The 18,658-nt window shown below is 65.7% G+C and carries 12 protein-coding genes, 1 tRNA gene and 3 rRNA genes; 14 read left to right on the plus strand and 2 right to left on the minus strand.

Going from position 1 to position 18,658, the window contains the following annotated elements:
* Window positions 1–30: 30 nt before the first annotated feature.
* The 6 genes from eccD (at window position 31) to JYK04_RS30530 (ending at window position 7,174) form a co-directional block, all read left to right on the plus strand.
* Complete coding sequence (eccD, locus tag JYK04_RS30505; protein WP_189745739.1) at window positions 31–1,551, plus strand: type VII secretion integral membrane protein EccD; 1,521 nt, start codon at window positions 31–33, stop codon at window positions 1,549–1,551.
* A 185-nt stretch (window positions 1,552–1,736) separates the two neighbouring features.
* Window positions 1,737–2,024 carry a 30S ribosomal protein S15 gene (rpsO, locus tag JYK04_RS30510; RefSeq protein WP_030011220.1) on the plus strand — a complete coding sequence of 96 codons (288 nt, stop codon included), beginning with the start codon at window positions 1,737–1,739 and terminating at the stop codon, window positions 2,022–2,024.
* Window positions 2,025–2,329: 305 nt separating this feature from the next.
* Complete coding sequence (locus JYK04_RS30515) at window positions 2,330–4,552, plus strand: polyribonucleotide nucleotidyltransferase (RefSeq protein WP_030011221.1); 2,223 nt, start codon at window positions 2,330–2,332, stop codon at window positions 4,550–4,552.
* The gene (locus JYK04_RS30520) at window positions 4,549–5,928 is read left to right on the plus strand and encodes a M16 family metallopeptidase (RefSeq protein WP_189745741.1); all 1,380 of its coding nucleotides are present in this window, start codon (window positions 4,549–4,551) and stop codon (window positions 5,926–5,928) included. Before JYK04_RS30515 ends, JYK04_RS30520 begins: the two co-directional genes overlap by 4 nt.
* Before the next feature lie 25 nt (window positions 5,929–5,953).
* On the plus strand, window positions 5,954–6,706 hold the full coding sequence (gene dapB / locus JYK04_RS30525; RefSeq protein WP_189745743.1) for a 4-hydroxy-tetrahydrodipicolinate reductase: 753 nt from the start codon (window positions 5,954–5,956) through the stop codon (window positions 6,704–6,706).
* Between the two features lie 15 nt (window positions 6,707–6,721).
* Window positions 6,722–7,174 (plus strand): tetratricopeptide repeat protein, encoded by a 453-nt coding sequence (locus JYK04_RS30530; RefSeq protein ID WP_189745745.1) that lies wholly within the window; start codon window positions 6,722–6,724, stop codon window positions 7,172–7,174.
* A 33-nt stretch (window positions 7,175–7,207) separates the two neighbouring features.
* Here JYK04_RS30530 and JYK04_RS30535 read toward each other — a convergent pair whose 3' ends face one another.
* Both JYK04_RS30535 and JYK04_RS30540 read right to left on the minus strand, forming a co-directional pair.
* Window positions 7,208–7,774 (minus strand): hypothetical protein, encoded by a 567-nt coding sequence (locus JYK04_RS30535; RefSeq protein ID WP_189745747.1) that lies wholly within the window; start codon window positions 7,772–7,774, stop codon window positions 7,208–7,210.
* A 48-nt stretch (window positions 7,775–7,822) separates the two neighbouring features.
* The gene (locus JYK04_RS30540; RefSeq protein WP_030011068.1) at window positions 7,823–8,062 is read right to left on the minus strand and encodes a hypothetical protein; all 240 of its coding nucleotides are present in this window, start codon (window positions 8,060–8,062) and stop codon (window positions 7,823–7,825) included.
* Window positions 8,063–8,283: 221 nt separating this feature from the next.
* On the opposite strand from JYK04_RS30540, the gene thyX reads away from it, so the two are divergent.
* The 8 genes from thyX to JYK04_RS30580 all read left to right on the plus strand — a co-directional run bounded on the left by thyX (window position 8,284) and on the right by JYK04_RS30580 (window position 18,578).
* Window positions 8,284–9,024, plus strand: a complete 741-nt coding sequence (thyX, locus tag JYK04_RS30545) for an FAD-dependent thymidylate synthase (RefSeq protein ID WP_030011069.1) — start codon at window positions 8,284–8,286, stop codon at window positions 9,022–9,024.
* A gap of 200 nt (window positions 9,025–9,224) precedes the next feature.
* Window positions 9,225–10,124: a 4-hydroxy-tetrahydrodipicolinate synthase gene (gene dapA / locus JYK04_RS30550; protein ID WP_189745749.1), complete on the plus strand. Its 900-nt coding sequence runs from the start codon at window positions 9,225–9,227 to the stop codon at window positions 10,122–10,124.
* 131 nt (window positions 10,125–10,255) lie between these two features.
* Window positions 10,256–11,941 carry a ribonuclease J gene (locus JYK04_RS30555; RefSeq protein ID WP_189745751.1) on the plus strand — a complete coding sequence of 562 codons (1,686 nt, stop codon included), beginning with the start codon at window positions 10,256–10,258 and terminating at the stop codon, window positions 11,939–11,941.
* A 624-nt stretch (window positions 11,942–12,565) separates the two neighbouring features.
* Window positions 12,566–14,090, plus strand: a 16S ribosomal RNA gene (locus JYK04_RS30560).
* Window positions 14,091–14,373: 283 nt separating this feature from the next.
* Window positions 14,374–17,496, plus strand: a 23S ribosomal RNA gene (locus JYK04_RS30565).
* 78 nt (window positions 17,497–17,574) lie between these two features.
* Window positions 17,575–17,691 (plus strand): 5S ribosomal RNA (rrf, locus tag JYK04_RS30570).
* Together the 16S, 23S and 5S rRNA genes with 1 tRNA gene alongside form the textbook arrangement of a ribosomal RNA operon.
* A gap of 5 nt (window positions 17,692–17,696) precedes the next feature.
* Window positions 17,697–17,772, plus strand: a tRNA-Thr gene (locus JYK04_RS30575).
* Between the two features lie 191 nt (window positions 17,773–17,963).
* Window positions 17,964–18,578 carry an HdeD family acid-resistance protein gene (locus JYK04_RS30580; protein WP_189738669.1) on the plus strand — a complete coding sequence of 205 codons (615 nt, stop codon included), beginning with the start codon at window positions 17,964–17,966 and terminating at the stop codon, window positions 18,576–18,578.
* Window positions 18,579–18,658: the final 80 nt, after the last annotated feature.

Below are 18,658 nucleotides of genomic sequence, written 5' to 3' on the forward strand. Positions count from 1 at the left end.
GTGCGGGTACCAACCAGGGGGGTCACACAGGTGAGTACGGCCGGGACGACGGGTTTCTGCAGGGTCACCGTCGTGGCCCCCGACAGCCGCATCGACGTCGCCCTCCCCGAGGACATCGCCGTCGCCGACGTCTACCCCGAGCTGCTGCGCCTCACCGGCCAGACCCAGCCGGTGGGCGCCCCGACCGGCTTCCACCTCGTACGCCGCTCCGGCACCGTCCTCGACGGCGCCCGGACCCTCGCCGGCCAGCAGGTCCTCGACGGCGAGGTGCTGAGCCTGCGCCCCTTCGCCGAGTCCCTGCCGCCCGCCGTGTTCGACGACGTGTCCGACGCCGTCGCCTCCGCCGTCGTCCGCGACCGGCACCGCTGGAGCGACGACATGCTGCGCGGCGCGGGCCTGGCCGGCGCCGCCGTGCTGCTCGTCATGCTGGGCTTCGTCCTCTGGTACGCCGACCCGCTGCGCCACGACATGCACGGCCTGCCCGGGATCATCGCGGGCGCCGTCGGCATCCTGCTCACCGCCGTCGCCGGAGTGCGCGCCCGCGTCTACCGCGACCGCCTCTCCGCCGTCGCGCTCGGCCTCGGCGCCCTCCCGCACCTGGTGATCGCCGGCTCCGGGATCATCGCCCCGGCCGTCGGCCAGGGACCCGGGCGCCTGCAGTTCCTGCTCGGATGCGTCTGCGCCCTGATCGCCTCCGTCGCCCTGGTCGCGCTCACCCCCAGCGGCGACGCCCCCTTCGTCGCGGCCACCTTCGTCGCCACCACCGGCACCCTCGCCACCTTCGCGGCCATCGCCACCGAGGCCTCCGCCACCTACACCGCCGCCGTCTGTGCCCCCGTCGCCATCGGCCTCGTCGCCTTCCTCCCCGGCCTCTCCGCCCGCTTCGCCCGCCTGCCCATCGGCTACAGCGCCCCGCAGAGCGCCACGGACGATTACACCGACTACGCGGAGACCCCGGACCGCTACGAGACCGAGCCGTACGGTGAGCAGCCCGGCTCCGACCCGCACGAGCCGGGCGCCGCCCCGCTCGACGCCGAGGCCATCGCCGCCCAGGCCCGCCGCGGCCACGAGATGCTGCTCGGCCTGGTCGGGGGCTGCGCCGCGGTCGCCGTCGGAGCCGCCGCCGTCCTCGGCTTCTCCGAGAACACCTGGGGCCGCCTGCTCGCGCTCGCCACCGGCCTCGCCATGCTGCTGCGGGCCCGCCTCTTCCGTTACACCTCCCAGGTCGTCTGCGCCCTGACCGCAGGCCTCGTCGCCATCGCGCTGCTGATCCTGGGCATGGCCCTGCACCCGCCGACCGACCTGCTCGAAGCCCTCCTGCGGGAGCACGACAGCAGCGGCCTGGACCTCCGTACGATCTGGCTGACCGCCGCCGTCGCGGCCGGCGCGGCCCTCCTCGCCGGAATTGCGCTGGTCATTCCCCGCAAGGGTCTGTCACCCTTCTGGGGGCGGCTGCTCGACCTCACCGAGGCGGCGGTCCTGCTCAGCCTTGTGCCGCTCACCCTGGCCGTGCTGGACGTGTACTCCCGCGCCAGGTCTCTCACCAGCTGAGACGTGGCGGAGCGGCAGCCTGGTACGCTGTGTGACGGCCGTTTGTGTACGCGTCCCCCGGATTCCTCGGCAAGAGGGTCTGTGGACTGCGCTCAGCGGACCCCGCCTCCCGAGTAACGGAAGCTCCCCAGAGACTCAGACCTGGGGCACTCGGTGGCAACGAAGACCTAAAACGAGGAGTACGCGTGCCGCTCGACGCCGCTACGAAGAAGCAGATCATCACCGAGTTCGGTGCCAAGGAGGGCGACACCGGCTCCCCCGAGGTCCAGGTTGCGATGCTCTCCCGCCGCATCTCGGACCTGACCGAGCACCTCAAGACGCACAAGCACGACCACCACTCCCGTCGTGGTCTGCTGATCCTGGTCGGCCAGCGTCGCCGCCTGCTGCAGTACCTGGCCAAGAAGGACATCCAGCGCTTCCGTACGCTGGTCGAGCGCCTCGGCATCCGCCGCGGTGCGGCCGGCGCCAAGTAAGACGCCGTGAAGGGAGCGGTTCCCACATCAGGGGGCCGCTCCCTTTGCTGTACGTGCGCACAGGACCGGACCCTTTGTAGTCTGGAACGGACGCACGTGCGCGTCTGAGGAAGACGCGCACAACTGAAGAGGAGGAGCGCCCTCCCACGCCGCCGGTCCTCGGTAGTGGCACCCGGAATGCCCCCAGGGGGCAACGAACCGGATGCTTCGATCGAAGACCGGCCCGCACGCCAGGAGCGCTTCTCCGCAACCGTCCACCGCCACACGGGCGGCGGACGGAGACGACGAAAATGGAGAAAACGCTAGTGGAGAACGAGACCCACTACGCCGAGGCCGTCATTGACAACGGTTCCTTCGGCACCCGCACCATCCGCTTCGAGACGGGCCGTCTGGCCCGCCAGGCCGCCGGCTCCGCCGTTGCCTACCTGGACGACGACACGATGGTGCTGTCCGCCACCACCGCGTCGAAGAAGCCCAAGGACCAGCTCGACTTCTTCCCCCTGACGGTGGACGTCGAGGAGCGGCAGTACGCGGCCGGCAAGATCCCCGGCTCCTTCTTCCGCCGTGAGGGCCGCCCCTCCGAGGACGCGATCCTCACCTGCCGCCTGATCGACCGCCCGCTGCGCCCGTCCTTCAAGAAGGGCCTGCGCAACGAGATCCAGGTCGTCGCCACGATCATGGCGCTCAACCCCGACCACCTGTACGACGTCGTCGCGATCAACGCCGCGTCCGCGTCCACCCAGCTGGCCGGCCTGCCCTTCTCCGGCCCGATCGGCGGCGTCCGCGTCGCGCTGATCCGCGGCCAGTGGGTGGCCTTCCCGACGCACACCGAGCTCGAGGACGCCGTCTTCGACATGGTCGTCGCGGGCCGCGTCCTGGAGGACGGCGACGTCGCGATCATGATGGTCGAGGCCGAGGCCACCGAGAAGACCATCGCCCTCGTCAAGGGCGGCGCCGAGGCGCCGACCGAGGAGATCGTGGCCTCCGGCCTCGACGCCGCGAAGCCCTTCATCAAGGTCCTCTGCAAGGCCCAGGCCGACCTGGCCGCCAAGGCCGCGAAGCCCGAGGGCGAGTTCCCGGTCTTCCTGGACTACCAGGACGACGTGTACGAGGCCCTCGCGGCCGCCGTCAAGGGTGACCTCTCCCAGGCGCTGACCATCGCGGGCAAGCAGGACCGCGAGGCCGAGCTGGACCGCGTCAAGGAGATCGCCGCCGAGAAGCTCCTCCCGGCCTTCGAGGGCCGCGAGAAGGAGATCTCCGCCGCCTACCGCAGCCTGACCAAGGCCCTGGTCCGCGAGCGCGTCATCAAGGACAAGGTCCGCATCGACGGCCGCGGGCTCACGGACATCCGTACCCTCGCCGCCGAGGTCGAGGCCATCCCGCGCGTGCACGGCTCGGCGCTGTTCGAGCGTGGCGAGACCCAGATCCTGGGCGTCACCACCCTCAACATGCTCCGCATGGAGCAGCAGCTGGACACCCTCTCCCCGGTGACCCGCAAGCGCTACATGCACAACTACAACTTCCCGCCGTACTCCGTCGGCGAGACCGGCCGCGTCGGTTCGCCGAAGCGCCGCGAGATCGGCCACGGCGCGCTCGCCGAGCGCGCGATCGTGCCGGTCCTCCCGACCCGCGAGGAGTTCCCCTACGCGATCCGCCAGGTGTCCGAGGCCCTCGGCTCCAACGGTTCGACGTCCATGGGCTCGGTCTGCGCCTCCACCATGTCGCTGCTGAACGCCGGTGTGCCCCTCAAGGCCCCCGTCGCCGGTATCGCCATGGGCCTGATCTCCCAGGAGATCGACGGCAAGACCCACTACGTCGCCCTCACCGACATCCTCGGTGCGGAGGACGCCTTCGGCGACATGGACTTCAAGGTCGCCGGCACCAAGGAGTTCGTCACCGCGCTCCAGCTGGACACCAAGCTCGACGGCATCCCGGCCTCCGTCCTGGCCGCGGCCCTCAAGCAGGCCCGCGACGCCCGCCTCCACATCCTCGACGTGATGATGGAAGCGATCGACACGCCGGACGCGATGTCCCCGTTCGCCCCGCGGATCATCACCGTCAAGATCCCGGTGGACAAGATCGGTGAGGTCATCGGCCCCAAGGGCAAGATGATCAACCAGATCCAGGAGGACACCGGCGCCGAGATCACGATCGAGGACGACGGCACCATCTACATCGGTGCCGCCGACGGCCCGGCCGCCGAGGCCGCCCGCGCCACGATCAACTCGATCGCCAACCCGACCATGCCGGAGGTCGGCGAGCGCTACCTGGGTACGGTCGTCAAGACCACCACCTTCGGTGCCTTCGTCTCCCTGATGCCCGGCAAGGACGGCCTGCTGCACATCTCGCAGATCCGCAAGCTCGCCGGTGGCAAGCGCGTGGAGAACGTCGAGGACGTGCTCGCGGTCGGCACCAAGGTCCAGGTGGAGATCGCCGAGATCGACCAGCGCGGCAAGCTCTCCCTGATCCCCGTGATCGACGGCGAGGCCGCCGGTGACGACGCTGACAAGGACGACTCCGACAAGTGATGTCGCGTAGTTCCCGTGTGACGGCCCGCCCCTCTTCGGAGGGGCGGGCCGTCGCCCGTACCCAAACCCTCCTCAAGGGCAGCAACGGCATCGGCACCGTCCGGCGCACGGTCCTGCCCGGCGGACTGCGCATCGTCACCGAGACGCTGCCCTCCGTCCGCTCCGCCACCTTCGGCATCTGGGCGCACGTCGGCTCCCGTGACGAGACGCCCACGCTGAACGGCGCCACGCACTACCTGGAGCACCTCCTCTTCAAGGGCACGCACCAGCGCAGCGCCCTCGACATCTCCTCCGCGATCGACGCGGTCGGCGGCGAGATGAACGCCTTCACGGCGAAGGAGTACACCTGCTACTACGCCCGGGTGCTCGACACCGACCTGCCGCTGGCCATCGACGTGGTCTGCGACATGCTCACCGGCTCGCTGATCCGCGAGGAGGACGTCGACGCCGAGCGCGGCGTCATCCTCGAAGAGATCGCGATGACCGAGGACGACCCGGGCGACATGGTGCACGACCTGTTCGCGCAGACCATGTACGGGGACACCCCGCTGGGCCGCCCCGTCCTCGGCACCGTCGACACGATCAACGCGCTCGGCGCCGACCGGATCCGCCGCTTCTACAAGAAGCACTACGACCCGACGCACCTGGTCGTGGCCGCTGCCGGCAACGTCGACCACAACAAGGTCGTGCGTCAGGTCCGCGCGGCCTTCGAGAAGGCCGGTGCGCTGACCCGCACCGACGCCGAGCCGATCGGCCCCCGCAGCGGCGCCAAGCGCATCCGCACCGCCGGCCGCGTCGACCTCGTGAACCGCAAGACCGAGCAGGCGCACGTGGTCCTCGGCATGCCCGGCCTCGCCCGTACCGACGAGCGCCGCTGGGCGCTGGGCGTGCTGAACACCGCCCTCGGCGGCGGCATGTCCTCGCGCCTCTTCCAGGAGGTCCGGGAGAAGCGCGGCCTCGCCTACAGCGTGTACTCGTACACCTCGGGCTTCGCCGACACCGGCCTGTTCGGCGTGTACGCGGGCTGCCGCCCCAACCAGGTGCACGACGTGCTCCGGATCTGCCGCGACGAGCTCGACAAGGTCGCGGCCGAAGGACTGGCCGACGAGGAGATCAAGCGGGCCATCGGCCAGCTCTCCGGATCCACCGTCCTCGGGCTGGAGGACACCGGCGCGATCATGAACCGCATCGGCAAGAGCGAGCTGTGCTGGGGCGACCAGATGTCGGTCGACGACATGCTGGCCCGGATCGCCGCCGTGACCCCGGACGAGATCCGCTCGGTGGCACAAGATGTACTGGCCCAGCGGCCCTCGCTCGCGGTGATCGGCCCGCTGAAGGAGAAGCAGGCCGCCCGTCTCGACGAAGCGGTCGCCTAGTTCCGTACGTGAGTAAGGAAGCAACATGAGCAAGCTGCGCGTGGCAGTCCTCGGGGCCCAGGGCCGCATCGGGGCCGAGGCCGTCAAGGCGGTCGAGGCCGCCGAGGACATGGAACTGGTCGCGGCGCTCGGCCGCGGCGACAAGCTGGAGACGCTGGCCGAGGCCGGCGCCCAGGTCGCGGTCGAGCTGACCACCCCGGCATCGGTGATGGGGAACCTGGACTTCCTCATCCGTCACGGCATCCACGGCGTGGTCGGTACCACCGGCTGGACCGAGGACCGCCTCGCGCAGCTGGGCACCTGGCTCGACGGTTCGCCGGAGACCGGTGTGCTCATCGCCCCGAACTTCTCCATCGGCGCCGTCCTCACCATGAAGTTCGCCGCCCAGGCCGCCCGCTACTTCGAGTCCGTCGAGGTCGTCGAGCTGCACCACCCCAACAAGGTCGACGCCCCCTCCGGCACGGCGACCCGTACGGCGCAGCTCATCGCGGCCGCCCGTGCCGAGGCCGGCCTCGGCGCCCAGCCCGACGCCACCGCCACCGCCCTCGACGGCGCGCGCGGTGCGGACGTCGACGGCGTCCCGGTGCACGCAGTCCGCCTGCGCGGCCTGCTGGCCCACCAGGAGGTGCTCCTCGGCGGCGAGGGCGAGACCCTGACCATCCGTCACGATTCCCTGCACCACAGCAGCTTCATGCCGGGCATCCTGCTCGGCGTGCGCCGAGTGGCGCAGACCCCGGGCCTCACCTTCGGCCTGGAACACTTCCTCGACCTGGGCTGACGGACTGATTTCACGATGCGCGCGAAGATCACCTACTTCCTCACGGCCGCCGTCCTGGTGGTCTACTTCGTCCTGGTCGGCAGCCGGGGCCTGATGCTGATCGAGCACGGGACCCTGCTCACGGTCACCTTCGGGGTGGCCGTGCTGATCCTGCCGGTCATCGGTGTCTGGTTCCTCTGGCAGAACACCCGGTTCGTCACGCGGGCCAACCACCTCGCGACCGAGCTGGAGGCCGAGGGCGGGCTGCCCGTTGACGAACTGGAACGGGACACGTACGGGCGGATCCTGCGGGACTCCGCCGACGAGGTCTTCGCGCGCCGCAAGGCCGAGACCGAGGACGCGCCGGGGGACTGGCGCAGCTGGTTCCGGCTCGCCGTCGCCTACCACGACGCCCGGGACACCCCGCGAGCGCGCAAGGCGATGCAGCGGGCGATCGCCCTGCACGACAAGAAGCCCGTACAGGTCTGACCTGTACGGGCTTCCGGGGGCGGTGCGCGCCGGTCAGGCGGCCACCGGCCGGTACTCGTCGGCCCAGGCGCCCACCGTGTCGGCGGCCCGGTCGAAGGCCTCGGTCCGCGACAGGAAGTCGGCGTTGTGGTCCGTCAGCAGCACCGGCGCCTCCGCGCCGTCCGGCGCGCCCATCGTCAGCGCCTGACCCTGCACGGTCCTCGGCAGCCCGAGCCAGCGCACCGGCTGCTGCACGGTACGGAGCTCGCCGATCTCGCTCCACGAGGTGGTGCGGGTGACGAAGAACCCGACCCGGCGCAGTCCCGCAGGGCTCACCCAGACGCCGACGCGCAGGGTCTGCACCGCCGACCCGACGACCGCGAGGGCGGCGATCAGGCAGACGAGGGCTCCGCCCCAGCCGCCCGCGAAGGCGACGATCATCGTGGCCAGCAGCATGAAGGCCGACAGCAGGAGCAGCAGCGCGCCGATGCCCACGCGCCAGGGGCCGGGCCGGTAGGGCCGGCGCCAGCGGTCCTGGTCGGCATGGGCCAGGATCTCGTCGCCGTCGCCGTCGTCATCCACATCGGATACGCCGTCGGCCGTCAAGAAGGGCAGGGGCACGGCTGGACCTCACTCACATGCACGTTCGGTTGGGCTGTGCCCGTGAGGCTACCGCCCCTGGGACGCCTCCGACTGCTGCGACTTCTCCGGCGCCTTGCTCGGCTGTAGTGCGGGCATGCCGAGGAGCAGTGAGCCGGCGAGCCCCGCAACCACGGTCAGTCCGACCAGGGTACGGGCGATCAACTGCGTCCTGCCCAGGCGCTCGCGCGGCGGGGGAGTGACGTTGCTTCGGAAACGGTCGGCCTCGGAGACGAAGGCGAACGGGACGGGTTCGCGCCGGAGGAACATCGGAGTGAATCTCCTCGGGGTGGAAGGGCGTGCGTTCTGCTGGTTAGGACGTACGGGCCCGTCAAACGGTGCCGGATTTCGGGACATTAGGAAAAATTCATGGCTGTGCGTCAGCTGTACGGCGCCCCACACGGACCCCGGGCCGTGTGCGTCTGCGCAGGCCGTGCGAGGGGCGCCGTAGAGTGGGCGCGCCCCAGGACGCACGTTTGGAAGGACCCCCGGTGAGCGAAACCGCCGCTTCAGATCTGAAACCCAGCTTCCGCAGCGACGTGACGGTGGAGCTGGTGAAGCACTCCGCCGCCGACTCCGACGTACTGTGGGCCGCTCGCGTCTCCACGGCCGGCGAGCAGTCGCTGGAGGAGCTGCAGAAGGACCCGGAGCGCTCCAAGGGCCTCATCAACTACCTGATGCGCGACCGCCACGGCAGCCCGTTCGAGCACAACTCGATGACCTTCTTCATCAGCGCCCCGATCTTCGTCTTCCGCGAGTTCATGCGCCACCGCGTGGGCTGGTCGTACAACGAAGAGTCGGGCCGCTACAGGGAGCTCGAACCGGTCTTCTACGTCCCGGACGCCGAGCGCAAGCTGGTCCAGGAGGGCCGCCCGGGCAAGTACGTCTTCGTCGAGGGCACCCAGGCGCAGCAGGAACTGACCGGCCGCGTCATGGAGGACTCCTACGTCCAGGCCTACGAGGCCTACCGCGAGATGCTCGCCGCGGGCGTGGCCCGGGAGGTCGCCCGTTCGGTCCTGCCGGTCGGTCTTTTCTCCTCGATGTACGCCACCTGCAACGCGCGCTCGCTGATGCACTTCCTCGGTCTGCGTACGCAGCACGAGCTCGCGGCGGTCCCGTCCTTCCCGCAGCGGGAGATCGAGATGGTCGGCGAGAAGATGGAGCAGCACTGGGCGAAGCTCATGCCGCTGACGTACGCGGCCTACAACGGCAACGGGCGCGTTGCCCCGTAAGGGCCGGTACACCCGCGGCGTACAGATGTACGGCGTCAAGTCCTAAGTGTCCGTATTGCGACGTTTCGTAAAGTTCATCTAGGCTGATCAAACGGACCCGGCACTGCCTGAACCCCCGAGCAGGCAGTGCCGGCGTCCAACACCCCGTTGACGTCCCCCGAGGGGACACCGCGAGCATGGCAGCGAGTAGCGTGTTACCCATGGCTCCGATCTCGACTCCGCAGACCCCCTTCGGGCGGGTCCTCACCGCCATGATCACGCCGTTTACGGCGGATGGCGTACTCGACCTCGACGGCGCGCAGCGGCTCGCCGTCCACCTGGTGGACGCAGGCAACGACGGCCTGATCATCAACGGCACCACCGGTGAGTCGCCGACCACCACCGACGCGGAGAAAAACGACCTCGTACGAGCCGTACTCGAAGCCGTCGGAGACCGCGCCCACGTGGTCGCCGGCATCGGTACCAACGACACCCGCCACACCCTCGAGCTGGCCCGCCAGGCCGAGCGCACCGGCGCACACGGCCTGCTCGCCGTCACCCCGTACTACAGCAAGCCGCCGCAGGAAGGCCTCTTCCGGCACTTCACGGCGATCGCGGACGCCACCGAGCTGCCGGTCATGCTCTACGACATCCCCGGCCGCAGCGGTGTCCCGATCGACACCGAAACCCTGGTCCGGCTGGCCGAGCACCCCCGTATCGTTGCCAACAAGGACGCCAAGGGCGACCTCGGCCGGGCAAGCTGGGCCATCGCGCAGAGCGGCCTGGCCTGGTACTCGGGCGATGACATGCTGAACCTGCCGCTCCTGTCGGTCGGCGCGGTCGGATTCGTCTCCGTGGTCAGCCACGTGGTCACCCCCGAGCTGCGCGCCATGCTGGAGGCCCACCTGGGCGGAGACGTCCAGAAGGCGACCGAGATCCACCAGAAGCTGCTCCCGATCTTCACCGGTATGTTCCGTACCCAGGGTGTGATGACCACCAAGGGCGCGCTGAACCTGCAGGGCCTGCCCGCGGGCCCGCTGCGGCTCCCGTTGATCGAGCTGACCGCCGAAGAGACGGCCCAGCTCAAGATCGATCTTGCCGCCGGCGGGGTACAGCTCTGACATCTGACAACAGACTTCACAACTGAATACGAACGAACAACCACATACAGAACAGACAACAGCAAGTGCACGAATGACATGCGCGCCACGTGCCTTCCGGGGTACGTGGCGTGCGTGGTGAGGAGACACTTTTGAGCCATCCGCATCCGGAACTCGGTCCGCCGCCGAAGCTGCCCAAGGGCGGCCTCAGGGTCACCCCCCTGGGTGGTCTCGGCGAGATCGGCCGCAACATGACCGTCTTCGAGTACGACGGCCGTCTGCTGATCGTCGACTGCGGCGTCCTCTTCCCCGAAGAGGAGCAGCCGGGCATCGACCTGATCCTGCCGGACTTCTCGTCCATCAGGGACCGCCTCGACGACATCGACGGCATCGTCCTCACGCACGGACACGAGGACCACATCGGCGCCGTCCCCTACCTCCTCCGGGAGAAGGCGGACATCCCGCTGATCGGCTCCAAGCTGACGCTGGCCCTCATCGAGGCGAAGCTCCAGGAGCACCGCATCCGCCCCTACACCCTCGAGGTGAAGGAAGGCGAGCGCGAGAACCTCGGCCCCTTCGACTGCGAGTTCATCGCGGTCAACCACTCCATCCCGGACGCCCTGGCCGTGGCCATCCGCACCGGCGCCGGCATGGTCGTCGCCACCGGCGACTTCAAGATGGACCAGCTCCCGCTGGACAAGCGCCTCACCGACCTGCACGCCTTCGCGCGTCTGAGTGAAGAGGGCATCGACCTCCTCCTCTCCGACTCCACGAACGCCGAGGTCCCGGGCTTCGTCCCGCCGGAGCGCGACATCTCCAACGCGATCCGCGGGGTCTTCGCGGGCGCCCAGAAGCGGATCATCGTGGCGTCCTTCGCCAGCCACGTGCACCGCATCCAGCAGATCCTCGACGCCGCCCACGAGTACGGCCGCCGGGTCGCCTTCGTCGGCCGCTCGATGGTCCGCAACATGGGCATCGCCCGTGACCTGGGCTACCTGAAGGTACCGGCCGGTCTCGTCGTCGACGTCAAGACCCTCGACGACCTGCCGGACGACGAGGTCGTGCTGGTCTGCACGGGTTCGCAGGGCGAGCCGATGGCGGCCCTCTCCCGGATGGCCAACCGCGACCACCAGATCCGGATCGTCCCCGGTGACACCGTGATCCTGGCGTCGTCCCTGATCCCGGGCAACGAGAACGCGGTCTACCGCGTGATCAACGGCCTGACCCGCTGGGGCGCCAACGTCGTGCACAAGGGCAACGCCAAGGTGCACGTCTCGGGCCACGCCTCGGCCGGCGAGCTGCTGTACTTCTACAACATCTGCAAGCCGCGGAACCTGATGCCGGTCCACGGCGAATGGCGCCACCTGCGCGCCAACGCCGAGCTCGGTGCCATGACGGGCGTCCCGAAGGACCGCATCGTCATCGCCGAGGACGGCGTGGTCGTCGACCTGATCGACGGCAAGGCCCGGATCTCCGGAAAGGTCCAGGCCGGCTACGTGTACGTGGACGGCCTCTCGGTCGGCGACGTCACGGAAGTCCACCTCAAGGACCGCAAGATCCTCGGCGACGAGGGCATCATCTCGGTCTACGTCGTGGTGGACAGCAGCACGGGCAAGGTCGTCAGCGGCCCGAACATCCAGGCCCGCGGCTCCGGCATCGACGACTCGGCCTTCTCCTCGGTCATCCCGAAGATCGAGGAAGCCATCGCCCGCGCCGCAGCCGACGGTGTCGCCGAGCCGCACCAGATCCAGCAGCTCATCCGCCGCACGATGGGCAAGTGGGTCTCGGACGGCTACCGCCGCCGCCCGATGATCCTGCCGGTCGTCGTCGAGGTCTGACCCTCGCCGTAGCGACCGAACGGGAGCGGGGCAACCGGATTTGCATCCGGGGGCCCCGCTCCAGTACGTTTACGTCTCCACCTCGCACGGCACCCCGGCACACACGTGTGTCCGGACGAGCCATGCGGGCGGGTGGGAATCAAGACCCAGGGAGACCTGATAAAGTCTGATCCGCCCGAAAGGGAAAGGCCTCTCCAACGGCCACCAATTCAAATCCCACCCGGAAACGGCGCGGAAATGTTCTGGTAAGGTTGGAACCGCCGGAAAGGGAAAGCGCGAAAGCGAAAACCTGGAAAGCGCCGAGGAAGTCGGACACGAAAGAGTCTGATAGAGTCGGAAACGCAAGAACAGAACGAAAGCCCGGAGGAAAGCCCCAGCGGATGTCGCGGGGGTGAGTACAAAGGAAGCGTCCGTTCCTTGAGAACTCAACAGCGTGCCAAAAATCAACGCCAGAAGTTGATACCCCGTCCACTTCGGTGGATGAGGTTCCTTTGAAAAAGACCTGTCGGGCCTTCGGGCACTGGCAGGCAACCAAACACAGCGAGGACGTTGTGGTCAGTCGGTCTTATTCCGACCAAGACTGGCCCGCTCTTTCGTGCGTGTGCACCCGATTACGGGTAAACATTCATGGAGAGTTTGATCCTGGCTCAGGACGAACGCTGGCGGCGTGCTTAACACATGCAAGTCGAACGATGAAGCCCTTCGGGGTGGATTAGTGGCGAACGGGTGAGTAACACGTGGGCAATCTGCCCTTCACTCTGGGACAAGCCCTGGAAACGGGGTCTAATACCGGATACCACTCCTGCCTGCATGGGCGGGGGTTGAAAGCTCCGGCGGTGAAGGATGAGCCCGCGGCCTATCAGCTTGTTGGTGGGGTAATGGCCCACCAAGGCGACGACGGGTAGCCGGCCTGAGAGGGCGACCGGCCACACTGGGACTGAGACACGGCCCAGACTCCTACGGGAGGCAGCAGTGGGGAATATTGCACAATGGGCGAAAGCCTGATGCAGCGACGCCGCGTGAGGGATGACGGCCTTCGGGTTGTAAACCTCTTTCAGCAGGGAAGAAGCGAAAGTGACGGTACCTGCAGAAGAAGCGCCGGCTAACTACGTGCCAGCAGCCGCGGTAATACGTAGGGCGCAAGCGTTGTCCGGAATTATTGGGCGTAAAGAGCTCGTAGGCGGCTTGTCACGTCGGATGTGAAAGCCCGAGGCTTAACCTCGGGTCTGCATTCGATACGGGCTAGCTAGAGTGTGGTAGGGGAGATCGGAATTCCTGGTGTAGCGGTGAAATGCGCAGATATCAGGAGGAACACCGGTGGCGAAGGCGGATCTCTGGGCCATTACTGACGCTGAGGAGCGAAAGCGTGGGGAGCGAACAGGATTAGATACCCTGGTAGTCCACGCCGTAAACGTTGGGAACTAGGTGTTGGCGACATTCCACGTCGTCGGTGCCGCAGCTAACGCATTAAGTTCCCCGCCTGGGGAGTACGGCCGCAAGGCTAAAACTCAAAGGAATTGACGGGGGCCCGCACAAGCGGCGGAGCATGTGGCTTAATTCGACGCAACGCGAAGAACCTTACCAAGGCTTGACATATACCGGAAAGCATTAGAGATAGTGCCCCCCTTGTGGTCGGTATACAGGTGGTGCATGGCTGTCGTCAGCTCGTGTCGTGAGATGTTGGGTTAAGTCCCGCAACGAGCGCAACCCTTGTCCTGTGTTGCCAGCATGCCCTTCGGGGTGATGGGGACTCACAGGAGACCGCCGGGGTCAACTCGGAGGAAGGTGGGGACGACGTCAAGTCATCATGCCCCTTATGTCTTGGGCTGCACACGTGCTACAATGGCCGGTACAATGAGCTGCGATACCGTGAGGTGGAGCGAATCTCAAAAAGCCGGTCTCAGTTCGGATTGGGGTCTGCAACTCGACCCCATGAAGTCGGAGTCGCTAGTAATCGCAGATCAGCATTGCTGCGGTGAATACGTTCCCGGGCCTTGTACACACCGCCCGTCACGTCACGAAAGTCGGTAACACCCGAAGCCGGTGGCCCAACCCGTAAGGGAGGGAGCTGTCGAAGGTGGGACTGGCGATTGGGACGAAGTCGTAACAAGGTAGCCGTACCGGAAGGTGCGGCTGGATCACCTCCTTTCTAAGGAGCACAGTACCGATTGCAGACAAACGTTCTGCACGGTCAGCTCATGGGTGGAACGTTGATTAGTTGGCATCTTCGGTCTGATGGTTCTCGAGTACTGCTTCGGCGTGGAAAGAGGAGACGGACGAACGGAGATGCTTGGCACGTTGTTGGGTCCTGAAGGTACGGCCGTAAGGTTGAGATCTTCAGTGCCGGCCCCAGTGAACTCGCCAGCTTGTCTGGTGGGGTGATGGGTGGCTGGTCGTTGTTTGAGAACTACACAGTGGACGCGAGCATCTGTGGCCAAGTTTTTAAGGGCGCACGGTGGATGCCTTGGCACCAGGAACCGATGAAGGACGTGAGAGGCCGCGATAGGCCCCGGGGAGCTGCCAACTGAGCTTTGATCCGGGGGTGTCCGAATGGGGAAACCCGGCAGTCGTCATGGGCTGTCACCCACTGCTGAACACATAGGCAGTGTGGAGGGAACGAGGGGAAGTGAAACATCTCAGTACCCTCAGGAAGAGAAAACAACCGTGATTCCGGGAGTAGTGGCGAGCGAAACCGGATGAGGCCAAACCGTATGCGTGTGATACCCGGCAGGGGTTGCGCATGCGGGGTTGTGGGAATGAGCTTGATCGGTCTGCCGGCCGGTCGGCGAGTCAGAAACCGTTGATGTAGTCGAAGGACATGCGAAAGGTCCGGCGTAGAGGGTAAGACCCCCGTAGACGAAACATCAGCGGCTTGCTTGCTCATCTCCCAAGTAGCACGGGGCCCGAGAAATCCCGTGTGAATCTGGCGGGACCACCCGCTAAGCCTAAATATTCCCTGGTGACCGATAGCGGATAGTACCGTGAGGGAATGGTGAAAAGTACCGCGGGAGCGGAGTGAAATAGTACCTGAAACCGTGTGCCTACAAGCCGTGGGAGCGTCGCTGTATGTGCTTGCACATACAGTCGTGACTGCGTGCCTTTTGAAGAATGAGCCTGCGAGTTAGCGGTGTGTAGCGAGGTTAACCCGTGTGGGGAAGCCGTAGCGAAAGCGAGTCCGAATAGGGCGATTGAGTTGCACGCTCTAGACCCGAAGCGGAGTGATCTAGCCATGGGCAGGTTGAAGCGGAGGTAAGACTTCGTGGAGGACCGAACCCACCAGGGTTGAAAACCTGGGGGATGACCTGTGGTTAGGGGTGAAAGGCCAATCAAACTCCGTGATAGCTGGTTCTCCCCGAAATGCATTTAGGTGCAGCGTCGTGTGTTTCTTGCCGGAGGTAGAGCACTGGATAGGCGATGGGCCCTACCGGGTTACTGACCTTAGCCAAACTCCGAATGCCGGTAAGTGAGAGCACGGCAGTGAGACTGTGGGGGATAAGCTCCATGGTCGAGAGGGAAACAGCCCAGAGCATCGACTAAGGCCCCTAAGCGTACGCTAAGTGGGAAAGGATGTGGAGTCGCAGAGACAACCAGGAGGTTGGCTTAGAAGCAGCCACCCTTGAAAGAGTGCGTAATAGCTCACTGGTCAAGTGATTCCGCGCCGACAATGTAGCGGGGCTCAAGCGTACCGCCGAAGTCGTGTCATTGCAGCAATAGGGCCAACGCCTGCTGTGATGGGTAGGGGAGCGTCGTGTGCCGGGTGAAGCAGCAGCGGAAGCTAGTTGTGGACGGTTCACGAGTGAGAATGCAGGCATGAGTAGCGATACACACGTGAGAAACGTGTGCGCCGATTGACTAAGGGTTCCTGGGTCAAGCTGATCTGCCCAGGGTAAGTCGGGACCTAAGGCGAGGCCGACAGGCGTAGTCGATGGACAACCGGTTGATATTCCGGTACCCGCTTTGAAACGCCCAATATCGAATCAGGCGATGCTAAGTCCGTGAAGCCGTTCCGGACCCTTCGGGGAAAGGAAAGTGGTGGAGCCGACGAACCAGACTTGTAGTAGGTAAGCGATGGGGTGACGCAGGAAGGTAGTCCAGCCCGGGCGGTGGTAGTCCCGGGGTAAGGGTGTAGGCCGAGGGGTAGGCAAATCCGTCCCTCATTAAGGCTGAGACCTGATGCCGAGCCGATTGTGGTGAAGTGGATGATCCTATGCTGTCGAGAAAAGCCTCTAGCGAGTTTCATGGCGGCCCGTACCCTAAACCGACTCAGGTGGTCAGGTAGAGAATACCGAGGCGTTCGGGTGAACTATGGTTAAGGAACTCGGCAAAATGCCCCCGTAACTTCGGGAGAAGGGGGGCCATCACTGGTGATCGGACTTGCTCCGTGAGCTGGGGGTGGCCGCAGAGACCAGCGAGAAGCGACTGTTTACTAAAAACACAGGTCCGTGCGAAGCCGTAAGGCGATGTATACGGACTGACGCCTGCCCGGTGCTGGAACGTTAAGGGGACCGGTTAGTGACCTTTCGGGGTTGCGAAGCTGAGAACTTAAGCGCCAGTAAACGGCGGTGGTAACTATAACCATCCTAAGGTAGCGAAATTCCTTGTCGGGTAAGTTCCGACCTGCACGAATGGCGTAACGACTTCTCGACTGTCTCAACCATAGGCCCGGTGAAATTGCACTACGAGTAAAGATGCTCGTTTCGCGCAGCAGGACGGAAAGACCCCGGGACCTTTACTACAGTTTGATATTGGTGTTCGGTTCGGCTTGTGTAGGATAGGTGGGAGACTTTGAAGCAGCCACGCCAGTGGTTGTGGAGTCGCCGTTGAAATACCACTCTGGTCGTGCTGGATGTCTAACCTCGGTCCGTGATCCGGATCAGGGACAGTGTCTGATGGGTAGTTTAACTGGGGCGGTTGCCTCCCAAAGGGTAACGGAGGCGCCCAAAGGTTCCCTCAGCCTGGTTGGCAATCAGGTGTTGAGTGTAAGTGCACAAGGGAGCTTGACTGTGAGACCGACGGGTCGAGCAGGGACGAAAGTCGGGACTAGTGATCCGGCGGTGGCTTGTGGAAGCGCCGTCGCTCAACGGATAAAAGGTACCCCGGGGATAACAGGCTGATCTTCCCCAAGAGTCCATATCGACGGGATGGTTTGGCACCTCGATGTCGGCTCGTCGCATCCTGGGGCTGGAGTCGGTCCCAAGGGTTGGGCTGTTCGCCCATTAAAGCGGTACGCGAGCTGGGTTTAGAACGTCGTGAGACAGTTCGGTCCCTATCCGCTGTGCGCGTAGGAATATTGAGAAGGGCTGTCCCTAGTACGAGAGGACCGGGACGGACGAACCTCTGGTGTGCCAGTTGTCCTGCCAAGGGCATGGCTGGTTGGCTACGTTCGGGAGGGATAACCGCTGAAAGCATCTAAGCGGGAAGCCTGCTTCAAGATGAGTATTCCCACCTCCTTGAGAGGGTAAGGCTCCCAGTAGACGACTGGGTTGATAGGCCAGATGTGGAAGCCCGGTAACGGGTGAAGCTGACTGGTACTAATAGGCCGAGGGCTTGTCCTCAGTTGCTCGCGTCCACTGTGTTAGTTCTGAAATAACGAACGGCTGTGTCAACACCAGCATGTTCAAATTTCATAGTGTTTCGGTGGTCATAGCGTTAGGGAAACGCCCGGTTACATTCCGAACCCGGAAGCTAAGCCTTTCAGCGCCGATGGTACTGCAGGGGGGACCCTGTGGGAGAGTAGGACGCCGCCGAACAACCCGCCCTTTTAGCTCAGTCGGTAGAGCGTCTCCATGGTAAGGAGAAGGTCAACGGTTCGATTCCGTTAAAGGGCTCCACTGAAAAAGGCCCCCGCCAATTGGCGGGGGCCTTTTTTGTTTTCCGGCGCGGACCTGCTCCTGGCGCGCCGCTCCCGCCGGAGGGGCGGGGCGTAGCAGAGCTGCCTACCATGGATGTGAAGGGTAGATAAGGTACGTCCGGCGGCTTCGAGGTGCCCCCAAGGGCCGCTCGGCTGGCCCAGGAGGCGGTGATGACCGTACCCCCCGACGCAGCGGCGCCACAGCACACGCAGGGCGATCCCGAGGACGTCCTCAAGCACATCGGGAGCACGTGGCACTGGGCGCTGGGCTTCGCCCTCGCGACCCTGATCCCCGGCATCCTGGTGCTCGTCTGGCCCGACGAGACGCTTCACATCCTGGCCGTCATCATCGGCCTGCAGCTCCTGGTGGCGGGCGCTTTCCGGTTCGTCACCGCCTTTTCGCACAGCCGCGACGGCGGCAGCAGGCTGGCGGCCGTTCTGATCGCCATGCTCGCGTTCCTGGCGGGCGTCCTCGTGCTGCGTCATCCGATGCAGACGATCGGCGCTCTGAGCTTGATCATCGGCGTGTTCTGGTTGCTGTCCGGAGTGCTCGCGGCGTTCACCGCGATCGCCGACCGCACGCTCGTGCACCGGGGTCTGCAGTTCGGCCTGGGTGCCCTCGGTGCCGTCGCCGGAATCGTCGTGCTCTGCTTCCCGGTCGACTCCGCCGTGGCCCTGACCCGGCTGCTGGGACTCTGGCTCGTCCTGCTGGGCGTGTTCGAGCTGGTGATGGCCTTCGCACTGCGTTCCGCCACCCGCCAGGTCGCTTCCGTCGGTCCGGGGTGATGGCCGGCCACGTCGACGGATCCGTCCCCCCTTGAACCTGGGCTCGGCGCATGCCGGGCCCAGGTTCTTCGCGGAGCCGG

The sequence above is a fragment of the Streptomyces nojiriensis genome (assembly GCF_017639205.1).
Taxonomy (GTDB): domain Bacteria; phylum Actinomycetota; class Actinomycetes; order Streptomycetales; family Streptomycetaceae; genus Streptomyces; species Streptomyces nojiriensis.

Excerpts from the sequence above, each read along its gene's own strand:
- JYK04_RS30540 (WP_030011068.1), bottom strand. The coding sequence starts at position 8,062 with ATGTTCCTCCGGCGCGAACCCGTCCCGTTCGCCTTCGTCTCCGAGGCC.
- JYK04_RS30580 (WP_189738669.1), top strand. The coding sequence starts at position 17,964 with ATGACCGTACCCCCCGACGCAGCGGCGCCACAGCACACGCAGGGCGAT.
- JYK04_RS30530 (WP_189745745.1), top strand. The coding sequence starts at position 6,722 with ATGCGCGCGAAGATCACCTACTTCCTCACGGCCGCCGTCCTGGTGGTC.
- dapB (WP_189745743.1), top strand. The coding sequence starts at position 5,954 with ATGAGCAAGCTGCGCGTGGCAGTCCTCGGGGCCCAGGGCCGCATCGGG.
- dapA (WP_189745749.1), top strand. The coding sequence starts at position 9,225 with ATGGCTCCGATCTCGACTCCGCAGACCCCCTTCGGGCGGGTCCTCACC.